This is a genomic window from Phormidesmis sp. 146-20 (assembly GCF_052939475.1).
Map to the genome: position 1 here is coordinate 46436 of NZ_JBJPHT010000041.1, position 15383 is coordinate 61818.

Annotated in this window: 12 protein-coding genes; 4 read left to right on the forward strand and 8 right to left on the reverse strand. The window is 49.8% G+C overall.

The features are described 5' to 3' along the window. The first annotated feature begins 232 nt into the window (after positions 1 to 232). A complete protein-coding gene (locus ACKFKH_RS24740; protein WP_446861006.1) occupies positions 233 to 3082 on the forward strand; it encodes a cation-translocating P-type ATPase in 2850 nt (949 codons plus the stop codon). 97 nt (positions 3083 to 3179) lie between these two features. Then, entirely contained in the window at positions 3180 to 3374 is a 195-nt protein-coding gene (locus ACKFKH_RS24745; RefSeq protein WP_446861007.1) for a hypothetical protein, read from the forward strand. Positions 3375 to 3433: 59 nt separating this feature from the next. On the opposite strand, the gene ACKFKH_RS24750 is transcribed toward ACKFKH_RS24745, so the two are convergent. After that, on the reverse strand, positions 3434 to 4048 hold the full coding sequence (locus ACKFKH_RS24750) for a Uma2 family endonuclease (RefSeq protein WP_446861008.1): 615 nt from the start codon (positions 4046 to 4048) through the stop codon (positions 3434 to 3436). 250 nt (positions 4049 to 4298) lie between these two features. On the opposite strand from ACKFKH_RS24750, the gene ACKFKH_RS24755 reads away from it, so the two are divergent. Beyond that, positions 4299 to 4619 carry a GUN4 domain-containing protein gene (locus tag ACKFKH_RS24755; RefSeq protein WP_446861009.1) on the forward strand — a complete coding sequence of 107 codons (321 nt, stop codon included), beginning with the start codon at positions 4299 to 4301 and terminating at the stop codon, positions 4617 to 4619. A 122-nt stretch (positions 4620 to 4741) separates the two neighbouring features. Here ACKFKH_RS24755 and ACKFKH_RS24760 read toward each other — a convergent pair whose 3' ends face one another. Together ACKFKH_RS24760 and ACKFKH_RS24765 are read right to left on the reverse strand one after the other, a co-directional pair. Beyond that, the gene (locus ACKFKH_RS24760; RefSeq protein ID WP_446861010.1) at positions 4742 to 4969 is read right to left on the reverse strand and encodes a type II toxin-antitoxin system HicA family toxin; all 228 of its coding nucleotides are present in this window, start codon (positions 4967 to 4969) and stop codon (positions 4742 to 4744) included. Next, complete coding sequence (locus ACKFKH_RS24765) at positions 4962 to 5186, reverse strand: type II toxin-antitoxin system HicB family antitoxin (RefSeq protein ID WP_446861011.1); 225 nt, start codon at positions 5184 to 5186, stop codon at positions 4962 to 4964. Before ACKFKH_RS24765 ends, ACKFKH_RS24760 begins: the two co-directional genes overlap by 8 nt. Positions 5187 to 5785: 599 nt before the next feature. On the opposite strand from ACKFKH_RS24765, the gene ACKFKH_RS24770 reads away from it, so the two are divergent. Beyond that, a complete protein-coding gene (locus ACKFKH_RS24770; RefSeq protein WP_446861012.1) occupies positions 5786 to 6277 on the forward strand; it encodes a hypothetical protein in 492 nt (163 codons plus the stop codon). Between the two features lie 2 nt (positions 6278 to 6279). Here the strand turns inward: ACKFKH_RS24770 and cax are convergent, their stop codons facing one another. From cax to ACKFKH_RS24795, 5 genes are all read right to left on the reverse strand, one after another. Continuing rightward, positions 6280 to 7443 (reverse strand): calcium/proton exchanger, encoded by a 1164-nt coding sequence (gene cax, locus ACKFKH_RS24775; RefSeq protein WP_446861013.1) that lies wholly within the window; start codon positions 7441 to 7443, stop codon positions 6280 to 6282. Between the two features lie 95 nt (positions 7444 to 7538). Beyond that, positions 7539 to 10403 carry a heavy metal translocating P-type ATPase gene (locus tag ACKFKH_RS24780; protein ID WP_446861014.1) on the reverse strand — a complete coding sequence of 955 codons (2865 nt, stop codon included), beginning with the start codon at positions 10401 to 10403 and terminating at the stop codon, positions 7539 to 7541. A gap of 544 nt (positions 10404 to 10947) precedes the next feature. After that, positions 10948 to 11151, reverse strand: coding sequence for a Nif11-like leader peptide family natural product precursor (locus tag ACKFKH_RS24785; RefSeq protein WP_446861015.1), 204 nt, complete (start codon positions 11149 to 11151; stop codon positions 10948 to 10950). Positions 11152 to 11481: 330 nt separating this feature from the next. Next, complete coding sequence (locus tag ACKFKH_RS24790) at positions 11482 to 12726, reverse strand: formylglycine-generating enzyme family protein (RefSeq protein WP_446861016.1); 1245 nt, start codon at positions 12724 to 12726, stop codon at positions 11482 to 11484. 256 nt (positions 12727 to 12982) lie between these two features. Further along, the gene (locus ACKFKH_RS24795; RefSeq protein WP_446861017.1) at positions 12983 to 15244 is read right to left on the reverse strand and encodes a heavy metal translocating P-type ATPase; all 2262 of its coding nucleotides are present in this window, start codon (positions 15242 to 15244) and stop codon (positions 12983 to 12985) included. Positions 15245 to 15383 lie beyond the last annotated feature (139 nt).

Sequence of the window (15383 nt, forward strand, 5' to 3'; positions counted from 1 at the left end):
ATTGTGAAGCTGAAGATTCCGATTTCTTAGAGAGGTCGGTTTTTTTGCAGGTTCCCCAGAATGGCAGCTTGGCGGGCAGAAGCACTCAAGAACGCCGTGAAAAAACTGGATCAAATTCACGTTCTGCTGCGGCATCTCTATGCTTAATACTAATTAATAGTATTCAACAATGTCACTCAGGCACTATAATTAGGTGCTAGACGGATTACAGCATTTCAGGAAACTTAATATCATGTCTTCCATGTTAGACTCGCGCGTTACTGAGCCAGTCGCAGCCGTGGCTTGGCATACGTTGGAAGCGGAGAACACGCTCCATAAGCTCAAGAGCGATCGCACCTCTGGTTTGACGAGCCGAGAAGTCAGCGATCGTTTGGCAAAATACGGCTCCAACGAACTTACCGAATCAGCAGGGCGTGGCCCGATCGAAATTCTCTGGGATCAGTTCAAAAACATCATGTTGTTGATGCTGATCGCGGTCGCAGTCATTTCTGCCATTTTGGATGTGCGAGAAGGCTTTACGACGGGCAAATTCCCCTTTCCAAAAGACGCGATCGCCATCTTTGTGGTCGTGATCTTAAATGGCGTTTTGGGCTATCTGCAAGAAAGTCGGGCCGAAAAAGCACTCGCCGCCCTCAAAGGGTTGTCTTCTTCGAGAGTACGGGTGATTCGAGACGGCAAGCCTAGTGAAATTGAATCCAAAGATCTCGTTCCGGGCGACGTGATGCTGCTCGAAGCGGGGGTGAAAGTCGCGGCAGATGGGCGTTTATTAGAGGTGGCTAATCTGCAAATTCGAGAAGCCGCTCTGACCGGAGAGGCCCACGCCGTTAACAAACAATCTACAGGAGCCTTGCCAGAAGATGCACCCCTGGGCGATCGCATCAATCTAGTGTTTGAAGGGACGGAAGTTGTCCAGGGACGCGGAACGGTTCTCGTAACAGAAACGGGAATGCGAACGGAATTAGGAAAAATTGCTCAAGCGCTTCAGTCGGTCGAAACTGAACCTACGCCCTTACAAAAACGGATGAATCAGTTGGGCAATACGCTGGTGACTGGGGCGTTGATTCTCGTTGCGATTACAATTATCGGCGGCACACTCTATCGTCCCAGTCTATTTGAAGAATTGGTGAAAGTCTCTCTGAGTATGGCGGTTGCCGTCGTTCCAGAAGGATTGCCTGCCGTAATTACGGTGACGCTGGCTCTGGGCACCCAACGCATGGTTAAACGCAACGCTCTGATTCGTAAACTGCCTGCGGTAGAGACGCTCGGATCGGTGACGACGATCTGTTCTGACAAAACGGGGACGCTGACACAAAACAAGATGGTTGTGCAGGCGGTCTATACCCACGGCGGCGCGCTCAAGGTGACAGGTGAAGGCTACAATCCCGGTGGCGACTTTTTGAGTCGAGACAAGCTAGTTGACCCCAATGATCAAGCTGACCTGCAAGCCCTTCTACTCGCCTGTGTTCTTTGTAATGATGCTGTGTTGCAAAAAGAGCAAGGAGAATGGAGCATTTTAGGCGATCCGACTGAAGGCGCACTGTTGGCACTAGCGGGGAAAGCTGGATTAGATAAAGGCAAAAAAGACCGCTGGCTGCCGCGTGTGGCTGAGTTTCCGTTTTCTTCAGAACGCAAGCGAATGAGCGTAATTGTGGATGCTCAGGGGCACCGTCACGAATCAACGATGGGGTTGGCGATCGTCGATAAAAATCGAATGCCCTACTTCATGTTTACCAAAGGGTCACCAGAATTGACGCTAGAGCGCTGTACACACATTGAAGCAGGCAACCAGATCGAGCCTCTGAGCAATGAACTTCGCCTGCAAATCGTTGATCAAAACAACTACCTGGCAAGTCGGGGACTGCGCGTTCTAGGGTTTGCCTACAAAACGCTCCACGAAATTCCTCCCGAATCGTCTGAAGACACCTCCGAAGCGGGCTTAGTCTGGCTAGGACTGGTGGGTATGTTAGATGCGCCTCGTCCAGAAGTGCGGGATGCGGTGGCGCGGTGTCGGGCGGCGGGCATTCGGGCGGTGATGATTACAGGTGACCACCAGTTGACGGCGCAAGCGGTTGCCGAAGATTTGGGAATTGCTTTGGCGGGCGATCGTGTTCTCACGGGACGAGAGTTAGAAAAGCTCAGTCAGCCCGATCTAGAACAGCAGGTTGATCAGGTGAGTGTGTTTGCCCGCGTTTCTCCCGAACACAAGCTGAGAATCGTCCAGGCACTCCAACAGCGCGAACATGTGGTTGCGATGACTGGAGACGGCGTAAATGATGCGCCCGCGCTCAAACAGGCGGATATCGGGGTGGCAATGGGGATTACAGGCACCGATGTTAGTAAAGAAGCCAGCGATATGGTGCTGTTGGATGATAACTTTTCGACGATCGTGGCGGCGGTCGAAGAAGGGCGAGTCGTCTACATCAACATTCGGCGGTTTATTCGCTACATTCTCGGTAGCAACATTGGGGAAGTGTTGACGATCGCGGCGGCTCCGTTAATGGGATTGGGCGGGGTGCCGTTGTCGCCGCTGCAAATTTTGTGGATGAATCTGGTGACGGATGGTGTTCCTGCACTGGCTTTGGCGGTGGAACCCGGAAGACCGATCGTGATGCAAAAGCCACCCAAAGATACCCAAGAAAGCATTTTTGCAAGGGGTTTAGGCTCTTACATGGTGCGGATTGGGCTGGTGTTGGCGGTGGTGACGATCTTTATGATGTCCTGGGCTTATGGCTACACCGAGCAGGTACAGGGCGGACTACTGGATCGCGATCGCTGGAAAACAATGGTGTTTACTACGCTATGTTTGGCACAAATGGGTCATGCTTTAGCGATTCGATCGAACACTCGACTCTTTGCTGAAGTGAGTCCCTTCTCAAATCCCTTTATGTTACTGTCGGTCGTTGCCACGATCATGATGCAGTTGATGCTGCTATACATTGAGCCATTGCGAAACTTCTTTGGAACCCATTATCTGAGTTTCACAGAGTTAATGGTTTGTGTCGGCTTTAGTGCGTTGATCTTTGTCTGGATTGAGCTTGAGAAACTGTTTATTCGCTGGTTCTCAAATCGTCGCTCAGGGTGATATCAATAGCGGATGTAACGTGAAATTGATCTGAAATTGATCTGAGGTTGCATCCGCTCTATAATTTCCAGCAAACCGTCTTCCTGGAGCAGTTTGTATGAGTGGAGTTATTGTCTGGTTAGCTGAAGCGATCGCCGAAATGATGGCTGGGTTTATTGCTGAATTGATCACTCAGATGGTTACAGACTTTTTAGTTGAAGTGGTGCGAGAAACGATCGTGGTCTGGGCGATCGAGCTATTTACCGAACTGCAAGTGCAATTGATGAATCTATTTTGGGGTGGAAAGCGCTAGAGATTAGCAATGTGTAACTTCAGAATCAGCCCTTAATCAGCCTTTCCAGGTTCATATCGCTACTGTCCTGCCGCAAAGATTTGTTCAGCCGTCAGGGTCAAATTTGGGAAGGTGGAGGAAGCGATCGTAGCGTTGCCTCGAAACTGCTGTTCTTCATATTCCCCTTCGACTAACTGATAAACAGAAAGCGTCGGCTGTTTTGGAGAGCCAATATAGCGTCTGCCGCCCAGTCCCAAATAATCGACGATCCAATACTCCGCGATACCGAGCGCTTCATAGTCAGCAAATTTTTTGTGATAGTCATCCCGCCAGTTGGTGCTGACGATCTCGATCGCGAGTACGGCTGATCGTCCCTGGGTGATCACAGATTCTTTTGCCCATCTGGGATCGTTGTCAATGGTTTGCCGATTTAGCACAATCACGTCGGGTTCATACCCAGACTCTCCATCTTCTGAGCGAACCACGCATTCTTTAGGAATGAAGTAAGGCAATTTAGATTGATTGATTTCTACAAACAGAGAGCCGCTCAAAAAACCGCCGATATCTGAATGCTTGCCTCTCGCTTTTGGCATCTCGACAATAACTCCATTGCGTAATTCGTACCGAGTGTCTGAGTTCTCTGGATACCAGGCGATAAACTCATCAAAGCTGATAGGTTGTTGTAGGGCTTGCATCATGGGATAACCTTTGGGCGCGATCGTTGTTCATTCGACAGGATTGATAAATTCTAGAAAATCCAAGTAAAAGAATACTTCTTTTCGATAATTTATTATACGATTCTGTCACTTATTACATCGATGTTACACCGATCGTACTGCCTAAAGCACGAGTGGGGAGGGTTACAATTCGGCTAATCCTCTAATTTCCGTTGCTTTTACAGGCAACGCTGTCGCTCTCGGATGAGGATGTGGCAATAGTCGAGCAATGGATTTAGGGGATCTTCACTCAGAAAGAGGGATCGATTACAAGCCGTTGCAAGACATGCTGAAAACGGGCAAACGGCAGGAAGCCGATCAAGAAACACTACGGGTGATGTGTGTGGCAATGGGGCGGCAGAAGCAAGGCTGGTTGCGCGAGGAAGACGTGCAGCAATTCCCGTGTCAGGATCTACGGACGATCGATCAACTGTGGGTGAAATACAGTGCAGGAAAGTTTGGCTTTAGTGTGCAAAAGCAAATTTGGCAGGAATGTGTATGGGGGGTATGGTGGGGAGGGGTGTATCTCCTCTCGCGTGGAGACTTGTGAACTTTAGTACACCATAGTCCTGGCGTTTTATTAAGTTTCTCTTCAACGACAGAATCAGCGTTTCACAAATCCGTTACCTGGCACCGCAGCTTTCGGTTGTAGAGGTCTGAGAATGTCACTCTTTACTCCAAAGTCTCTTCTGAGTCATCTTCCTCATCAGGGGTGATGGCAGCAATCACCAGCTTGATAATCTTTGGATGCAGAATCTTTCCAGAATGAAAGGGGACAACTACTCGAAGGCCATCCCTGAAGTAGATATGATGGCTTCCTTTGATTCGCAACAGCAAAAAGCCACTATCCAGCAAAAGCTTTTCAGCTTCTTGAGCAGTGAGGCGAGGGAGTCTAGGCAACGTTCACCTCTAAAAGCATCGTCGTAATTTCCTCATTTTGGAGTGCTTGCTTCTCTGCTTCGGAAAGAGTTTCTAGATAGAGTTCGACAGCTTCTTTGATGTTGGTTTGCACTTCTTCCAGAGTATCTCCTTGGGTTTGACAACCTTTAAGCTGTGGACAGTAGGCGTAGTAGCCACGCGCATCTTTCTCGATCACAACATTGATTTGATAAGACATAGATTTTGAAGAAATTATATAAAGTTCTAGCACTACAGTATCTACTCATCTTCGTTCACTGCATGATGAAGGCTGCGTAAATATTAGAAACGTTTAAGCGAAACTCACTTCTCTTGAAGCAAAACTTATGAATGGGCAGCCAAACATAGGATTCGGGCAGGCAAACACAACTTCCGGGCGAACAAATACAGCTTTTGCCTTAAACGAACATTAGATCTGCCTGAGCGATCGCAGCTTTTGCCTGAACGAACCTTGGATCTCACTAATCCCCCGCCGATCGAATCTCTCGTTCAAGCCCTTCGCGTTCCCTGGCTAAACAAGCCTCATTGAAAGAACATGGACTTCACTCTCTGAACCTGCCCCTTTGCAATGGGTGAAACTTGTTGAATAGGGAAGCGCCTCTGATGTTTGGCATGACGACCCACCCCTTTAGAGTCCGGACGATGGAGAATCGATCGAGCAATGATCGCGAAGCTTGATCTCTACGTGAGTGGCGAGAAGATGGCTACTCTGAAAACTTTGCAGACCAACAACGCTTGACGGATTGAAGTCGTCTGCTAGAGTAGTGGGCGATTTTGAACATCGAATGAGAGGGCAACATGGCGAAGTGTGACTACTGTGGAACCAACATTCTATTTGGCGGCACTCAAGCTTATGGCTATCGGTTTTGTAATCGCAGATGTCAGCAAAATGGCTACTCGCTGGTTGCCGCACAGGAGATCCCTGAAGACCATTTGAGAGAGCAAGTCAGACTGTTACATCAGAGTGCGTGCCCGCGCTGCAAAGGACAGGGGCCGATCGATGCTCACACCTCTCATCGCGTCTGGTCAGCATTAGTGCTAACGTCTTGGAGTAGCAGACCTCACATTTGCTGCCGAAAGTGTGGACGCATTGAACAATTAAAAGACAGCTTGCTTTCGCTGTTTGTGGGCTGGTGGGGCTTTCCCTGGGGATTGATTATGACCCCGATTCAAGTGGTGAGAAATGTGATGGGATTTTTAGGCGGCCCAACCCCCACTAAACCCTCAGATGAACTGTATCGATTAGTTCAAATCAACATTGGCGCAAAGATTCTTCAGTCTCGCCAGTGAGGTCAGGGATGCAGGTAAAATGCGGTGCCCAACATAGCATAGGTCATCAGCAACAAAACGCCTTCTAGCCAATTGTGCCGACCATCGGTACTCACCGAATTTGTCATCACCACCGTAATGCCCACGCCAACCAGCGAAAAGGTGTCAAAGGCTAGATTCATCGGCTGACCAATAAACCAGCCCACCAAGACCAAAATCGGGGCAACAAACAAGGCAATTTGCAGACTGGAACCGATCGCGACCGACACCGCTAAATCGACTTTGTTTTTGAAGGCGCAAATTCCGCAAGTAATGTATTCTACCGCCGCCCCGAACAATGGTAAGACAATCACACCCATGAATAGATTGGTCAATCCCAGCGTTTCGGAGGCCGTCTGCAAACTGCTGACTAGCACCTCAGAGACAAAGAGGAGAACGATCGTTGACCCCAACAGCAAACCAGCATTCACCCAGAGAAACTTCTTCCCGCTTACTTCATTGCCATAGCCCTCTGGTTCGGCATCTTCTTCTTGTTCAAAGAGATACTTGTGTGTCCGCATTGAGAACAGCAGCATCAACGCATAAAACGACAGCAATAGAATTGAAGCCGTGTAAGAAAGGCGATTGTGAACTTCAATATTCAGCGTTCTTGATGTGAATTGCAGGGCGGCAGGTGTGAGTAGAAACATGACTGCCAGGTTCAGTGACCCCGCATTAAGGCGAGAAACATTGGCGCGGCGCAGATTCACCTGTACGTCTTTCTTTTTAAACCGCACACCATTTAGTAAAAACGAAATGCCCAACCCGACTAACAGATTAGCAATAATCGAACCTGCCAAACTTGCTTTCACAACATCAATCATGCCTGCCCGCAGTGCCACGATCGAGACAATTAATTCCGTCGCGTTACCAAAACTAGCATTCAACAAACCGCCGAGCGAGGAACCAATGACGGTTGCGATCGCTTCTGTAAAGTTAGCAATCCAGGCAGCCAGAGGAATAATCGCCAGCCCTGCTGTGATAAACACCACCATCGGATCAGCATGGGCCCAATCCAGAGTTAAACAAATCGGCACAAACACCAACATTTGCAGCAAAAAGCGGTCTTTGCGAGACATCGTTTTCGCCCACTCTAGATGAGCGATCGCGTCTTCTTCATTAAAGTTTGGCTGTATTTTTTGAGTCATGGTACATTCCTATTGCCGAGTCTCTGACCTTCCTCCTGGCATGTCAAAAACAGCCCCTAAACTCTCAAAGTTTAAGGGCCAAAATGTTTTAGAGATTAAACCTCGATCGCTGTCCTCCCGCTGTTTCGGGCTTGATCAATCGGACTGTTGATTTGCACATGACGCTCAACTTCGATCGTGTAGTAGCATTTGGTGGCTGGCTCATAAAACCAGGCAATGCCTTCAGGATCTTTGGACTGGCTCCAGGTCGTAAAGTCAGAACTCGATCGCTGACGAGTTAAGCTTTGAGTCGCAATGCCAAGCCGTCTTGCCAGGTCAGATTGTTTCATCCTGCCCAGAGGCGCGGGAAGTCGGGGTGAAGATACTTCGCTGGAGCTTGTGATCACTACTGCATCAATGTCTTGGGCAATCTGATGACCATTGGATGTAGAAGGAACGACCAGATCATCAGCAGGTCTGTTGGTTGTGGAAGGTACGATCGCTTCTATTTCTTTCACGAGGCCCTGACCGTTACTATTTGTAGTTCCGTGACCGTTGGAGGTAGCAGGAATTACGGAATCAACTTTGCCATTTGTGCTGATTACCGTTTCTATATCCTTTGGGTTTCCGTTACCGTTGGAGGTGGTAATCGCAACAGAACTCACATCAACGGTTACAACGTCACTCTTAGCAGTGGGAGTGGTTGATTTTGCTTGACTGAGATTATGTTCTGCCACATCTTTGAGCCGTTGTTCTTCATCCGCGATTTCGGCAGCGCTGAGTTGGTGTCCCATTGGAATCTCGCCACCAGGGCCCATCAGTGGACGTAGACCATTGAGTTCTGCCAGAATTGCCGTTCCATTGTTGATCACGACGGCTAGTAGTGGATCGAGCGCAAAGAAGATCCCGGAAAGCAGAGCGCCTAAGTTGGGAGCAGCAACGATCGCCGTGTTCTGCCAGATAATATCCATTGCTTGTCGGGCACATTTGACCGCCATGATTAAGCCGCGCAGGTCATCTTCCATTAAGACCACATCCGCCGTTTCTCTCGCAATATCTGTGGCACCTGCAAAGGAGATCGACACATCTGCATAAGCCAGAGCCGCCGAATCATTGATGCCATCGCCACAGAATGCTACTGTCTTGCCGCTATCATGTACCGCTTTGACCACTTCTACCTTCTTCTCAGGGAAGGCTTCTGCATAGACGTGCTTGGGATTGATGCCAAGGTTGTTAGCGATCGAGTGAGCGACCCGTGTCACATCCCCCGTCAGCATGTGAACCGTAATGCCCATCCGCTTGAGTTCACGAATCACTTCCTTACTTTCGGGACGGGGGGGATCACTATAGCGAATTACGCCGAGTAGCTGTCCATCCCCTGCGACATAAACAAGCGACTGTCCGCCCGCAAGCCCATCGGGATAGCGAATGCCATAGGGTTCTAAATCGACATTTTCCTGCTTCATAAAGCGCGGACTGCCGACTAGAATTGTCATGCCGTCAATCTTGGCAACCGCACCCAAACCGACCTTATATTCCCACTCTTCGCATTCCTTGAGCGCCACGCCCGTGTCTTTGGCATGGTGAACGATCGCTTCTGCAATTGGGTGAGTCAAGCCTTTTTCGGCACTGGCTGCATAGCAGAGGATTTCTTCTTTGGTGAAGCGATCGACCATCCCATCAATGTCGTTTACGCCTGCATGTCCGATCGTCAGCGTCCCGGTTTTGTCACAAACTACAGTGTCGATTTTTGCCAGAATTTCAATCGCTCGACCACTCCGAATCAGCACTCCATTACGAGCGGCATAGGTGAGAACTGAAAGAATTGTAGTTGGCACAGAAACCCGAATTCCAGTTCCAAAGTCTAGTGTGAGCAGGGCGATCGCTCGATTCAAATTTCCACTCGCCAGCCCTACACCAGCCCCGATCAACAGGGTCGGAATTACCATCTGGTTTGCCACGGATGCCGCGTAGTTTTCAACCCGTGTGTCATGCACAGGTGCCGCCTGCATTAAGTTGACAATTACTCCTGCACGAGTGTTGTTACCGCAGCGTTCGGCCAAAATGGTCAAAGTACCATCTACTAGTAGTGTCGAGGCAAAGACTTCTTCTCCGATCGTGCGCGTCACCGGAACCGATTCCCCTGTGAGTTTGCACTGGTCGAGGATGCCTGTTCCTTCTAGCACTACACCATCAACCGGAATTTGATCACCGGGATAGACCACCACATGATCGCCTACAATCACTTCCTGAGTGGGAATCTCAACCACCTGACCATCTCGAATTACAAAGGCCGTCTTGCCCAGACAGTCAAGCAGATCCAGGGATGCCCGTTCGCTACCGCGCGCCGTCATATCGCGAATCGCCTCGCCCCCTTCGACCAGACCCAACATAAAGGAAGGTGCAAAGAAGTGACCTGTGGCGGTGTGCAGTGCGATCGCTAATCCATCCAAAAAGTCGATGGTTAACTGTTGTTCTTGCTCGATCGCTTCCCAGGCGCGTTTAAAGACCGGAATGGCACCCACAAAGACCACACCTCCAATCAAGAGCGGCGGAATCGGTGCACCAGCCATCGCGGCCAGACTGAGAATCAAACCTGCTGCGGGAAAGCCTAATCGTTCTACCCAATCAATCTCATTGTTAGCTTTTTTGTCTTCACAAGCCGCAGCAACTAGCGCCATATCAACCGCAGTCTGAGGCGCATCTTGAATCATCCGAAACAGCTTTTCTTGAACGATCGCAATCTGAGCGGCGCTGTTTTGATGTTGGTATTCGACAACTAAGGAATTTGCTGCCGGATTGATGCGCGTTTCGTTGACAAAGCTGAGAGAGCCGACCAGATATTTGAGCTTTTGAGCATATTCCTCATCCCTGGAGAGGCGGGGAATCCGAATGCGGAACCGTCCAGGCATCCAATGCACAATTTCGTAATGTATGTTTTCAACGGTTACAAATGAGTCTGTCGCAAATGCAGCAACCATGAGATTCTCCTAACTTGGGATGAGTGAGTGAGCAAACCTGCATCAGTGCTAGGAAAGCCGAATGTAGGAAAGCGGAATATAGAAAAGCTAAATACATGCTGTGAAGCAATCGCTGTCATCAAGAGTGCTGTTCTGATGAACGCGATCGTTCGTTTGAGAACTCGACTAAAGACACTTCCCCAGAAGGCGCTTAAGCCGATGATTCAAACTCGCAGTCTTGAATGTGTGAAGCCTGACAGCGTTCTCTAGTCGATCGCTGAGTCTCGAAAGTATCCTGAATCTCTAACAAAAGACATTGAGCTAACAAAAGACATTGAGTTATTAATCGCTCAAAGCTGTTGCTTACGATTTAAATCTCAATTAACCATGAGTCTACAACAAACTCTGGAATTGAAAAATGGAATCTTTATGAAGACTCGATAGACAATCGTGATACCAGTTTTGCAAATGACTATGATAAGCTTCTTGAAGCACTTGTGAATCTGAACTCTACAGCTTTGTGAATGCTCTGTAGAGAGGTTTTGCAATGGTGATCGTCAAAAAACTAAGAAAACTGGCTCATCAATAACAAGAAGTGACGATCGACATATTTTTCGACTTCTTGATGGGTGAAGTTATAGCCGTTTTCTTTGCCGATCTGGACTGCTAAATGCACAAAACTCGGTCGATCGGCGGCGGCTTTTAGTCTTTCGGTCAAGACTCGATTGTGTAACACCAGCTTATGAAATTGCTCTACCTGTTTTGACACGATGACCTCGCTGTTTTCTCGTCAATTTTCTCTCGTCAAGCAGTCTGTAAACTCGTTCTAAGTGCCAGGTCAGCGTGCTTTTCTATCATGCTTGTCGTGCTTTTCTATCATGCTTGTGATGCAGCAAAATGAATCAAATGAGACGGTCATTTGACATCACAATAAAACGAATTAGAAGCGCTAATCGAAAACCTGGAACAATCCTTCTAACCCCAAACAAGCATTGTTGAGAACCGTTTTTGTGATTGGTTAGAAGAATACTGAAATCTTATCGCACCTAGTCTTAAGATACAGTGAAGTTTCTTGAAGCAACTGGCTAAAAACACCGAATTATTGAAGCGATCCCTCACGATTTACTTGCAGCGATCGCGCCACTCGAAATCCAATGCCGCTGCCTCCCGTGTCGGGCTGATTCCAGTGTCGCTGCGCCGATCGACATAATCCCGGTAGACAGTACCATGCGCCGCCTCGCAAAATCCGATAAGTGCCGCCGTCTTCATCTTCCCAAGGCTGACCATTCAGAGGAGCGCCCTCATAATTTTCGTGCCAGTGATCCGCGCACCATTCCCAAACGTTGCCGTGCAGGTCATAGAGTCCAAAAGCGTTAGGCGTTTGAAAGGTGCCGATCGCCGTGGTTTCTTGCCGATATGCACCCGATAAGCCGTTACCGTAGGTGTAGTTGCCGTCAAAGTTGGCTTGATCGGGGCTGATCGTGTCGCCAAAATAAAAGGGGGTGGTCGTCCCGGCGCGGCAGGCATATTCCCACTCGGCTTCGCTGGGGAGGCGGTAAAGGTGCCCGGTGTGTGCTGAAAGTCGATCGCAAAACTCGATTGCGTCATACCACGACACTTGCTCAACGGGGCGATCGTCTCCCTCAAAGTTAGAAGGACACAGACTGAGCGATCGGTTGATTTTGGGCAGGGCTGCGACGACTCGCCACTGAGCCTGCGTCACTGGAAATTTCCCCATCGCGCAGGGAGCCACGATCACTTTGTGATGCGGACTTTCGTTCCTGTCTCGCTCGGCTTCGGTATCGGGTGACCCCATCCAAAAACTGCCGCCGGGGAGGGCGATCGTGTCGAGAGAAATGGTTTCGGCGATCGGGTCGGTGAGGAGGGAGGAGGGAGGAGGGAGGAGGGAGGAGGGAGGGGAAGGGAGGAGCGGCGGCGTGTTGAGGGTTTGGATGAATTGGTCTTGTTTGGATTGGAGTTGGGCAAATTGGTCTTGTAAATAAACGACGATCGTTTCTCGTTCGCGTAGGGTTTCGGCCCAAGTTGTGTTTTCGTACAACGCCTGGTCTAATTGGGCTTGGAGATGTTTGGCTCGATCGTGACTTTCTTGAAGCTGGCGCTGGATTTGTTGAAGTTGAAGGACGTGCAGCTTGGCGGATTTCCAGAGTTGTTTTGCCCACTCCAGTCGGGTGGCTTCTTTTTGAACGACTTCGGGCACCAGACCGATCAAAAAGGGTAACGCCTGAAGCTCCCAATCACAAGAGGGACAGCGACCCCTTGCGGGTAACTCGAAGAGAGCGCTCTGGCCGTCTACTTTTGTTTGACAAACAGGACATCGAGGCATGGCGGCCTAAGGGTGAGGAGTGATGCCCTTAGAATAAGCTCTTTTTTAAATTGCCTCCCCAACTCTTAACAGCGCTTTTCAAATGGTGCAGACTTCCCACCGTGACCATAGACGATGAGCAATGATCCAAAACGACTCACTCAAGTGGGCATAAATTCGATGAGATGGTTCACTTTGACTGCAAATTTCAATCTTGCGACTATTATGCAGACTCAATTCTCCATCCAGTGATGTCCAATTAGGAGTGTCCGATTTTTCACGCGATCGCTACCGTCCCAGGTTTCATCTCGATCGAGGGCAATCGTTTTGGCTCTGGTTTCTTGACATCAAACTCTTTGGCAAAGGGATCTTGACCCGGATCAAACAGCGGACGAAAACTATTTAACTCGGCAAGCAGCATCGAGCCGTTGCTGATAATCACACCCAAAATCGGATCGAGCGCAAAGACAATGCCAGCCAGCACGACGCTAATATTAGGAACCGCCACGATCGCAGTGTTTTGATAGACAATATCCATCGCTCGTTTGGCAATGGCGATCGCATGGGTAATCTCGCACAAATCATCGTCTAGCAGCACGACATCAGCCGTTTCTCGTGCCAAATCACTGCCCGTCGCAAAGGAAATCGCTACATCTGCGTGAGCCAGCGCCGCCGCATCGTTGATGCCTTCTCCAATAAACGCCACGACGCGCCCATTGCTTTGCAGCCGTTGAATCGTCTCAACCTTGCCCTGGGGCATCACTTCCGCATAGGTTTTGTGAACCGAAATCCCCAGTTTGGTTGCCACGTCTTCAGCAACGCCCTGATTGTCACCCGTGAGCATAAAGGTGTCGATCCCTTCACTTTGCAGACGTGGCACAACTTTGACCGCTTCTGGACGCAATGGGTCGGTGTAGGCAATCACTCCCAATAGGCTGCCCGCTTTGGCTACATAAACGAGAGAATGGTGACTCAGGTTGGGATAGCGGCGATCGATGTCTCCGGTTTCTACCCCTTCCTGACGCATCAAGCGCGGACTGCCCACCAAAATTTGTTCTCCCTCGATTACGGCGACAATTCCCAGTCCGATGCGGTAGTCCCAGGTTTCGCAGGGCTGGGCTTGAATCTCTTTGGAGGCAGCGTAGCGCAGAATGGCTTTGGCGACGGGATGGGTATTTTCTTGCTCAACAGAAGCCGCCAGCCTCAATACGTCCTCTTCTGAAATGGTGGGGTGAGCCGTCTGAATCTCAACTACAGCCGCGTTTCCCTGGGTGAGCGTACCCGTTTTGTCAAAAGCGATCGTATCCATGCGAGACAAAACTTCTAGTGCCCGGCCGCTGCGAATATAAATCCCATTACGGGCGGCGTAGGTGAGGGCCGAAAGCACCGTCGTCGGCACTGAGAGCCGAATTCCATGACTAAAATCTAAGTGCAGCGGAGCCAGCGCACGAGAGACATCGCCCGTCAGCGCAAAGATCAGTCCGCCTAATGTCAACGTGGGCGCGATCGCCATATTCGCCAATTTTGCAGCGTAATCTTCAACGCGGGTGTCATGAACGGGAGCCTGTTGTAGAAGTTGCACCGTGAGACCGACTCGCGTATTTTTGCCAACGCGCTTGACCAGGACACAGAGCTTTCCTTCGAGGAGCAGCGTCGAAGCATGGACGACTTGACCTTCGGAGCGAGAAACCAGCGTCGATTCTCCGGTCAGTTCATGTTCATCGACCAGTCCCGTGCCGCGAAACACCCGCCCACTGGCAGGAATGCGCTCTCCGGGGTAGACAATCACCCGATCGCCCAGTTGGAGTTCTTCGAGGGGAATGCGCTGTTCTTGTCCCGATCGCTCGACTCGTGCGTAAGCATCCAGCCCGCTAAACAAATCGAAAATCTGCCGCTCATGCGATCGTCCTGTCGTGTCTCTCAGCGCTTCGCCCGACTCCATCAAACTCACCATCAGCGCGGGTGCTACATAGTCTCCTTTGACGGTGTAGAGTGTAATCCACAAGGCATCCAGGATATCTGCATCCAGCCGTTTTTCTTTGATTGTGGTGTCTACGGTTCGCATTAAGAAGGGCAACGCGGCCGCTGTCACCAATCCGCCCAAAAGCAATCCTGGAATCGGTAAAGCTAACTGCTGCACCAATAGCGCCACGCCCAAACTTGTCATGGGCAACCCCAACCGTTCTAGCCAGTCAATTTCAGGACGAAGCTCTGTTTTGGTGACGATCGCTTCTAGCGGAATTTCTTCGGTGCTGGCTCGCTCTAATGCTTTTACCAAAGAGGCTTGTACCGTCTCGCTGTCAACGCCGACCTGGTAGTAAATGACAACAGAACTGGCTAAAAAATTAATCCGAACGCTGGTCACAAAGTTCAATGATTCGACAAACCAGTTGAGCTTGTGGGCATAGTCCGCATCGCTGCTCACACGAGGGACTTTAAGCCGCACCCGCCCCGGAACCCTATGGGCAACCTGATAGCGAACGGACTGCGAAGCGGAAGAAATCGGTTTGACAACAGCATCAATGGTTTTGATAGCCATAAGGTTTAAATTGGCATCGCTGCCTTATGTTAATTAACAATTTTTAATTTTGTCGCTGAAAGTAGCCTGTCAAACGCAATTCATTTAGAGCTGATTTATAAAGAGAAGCTAAAGGGGTGCTGGCTCGATCTTGAGCAGA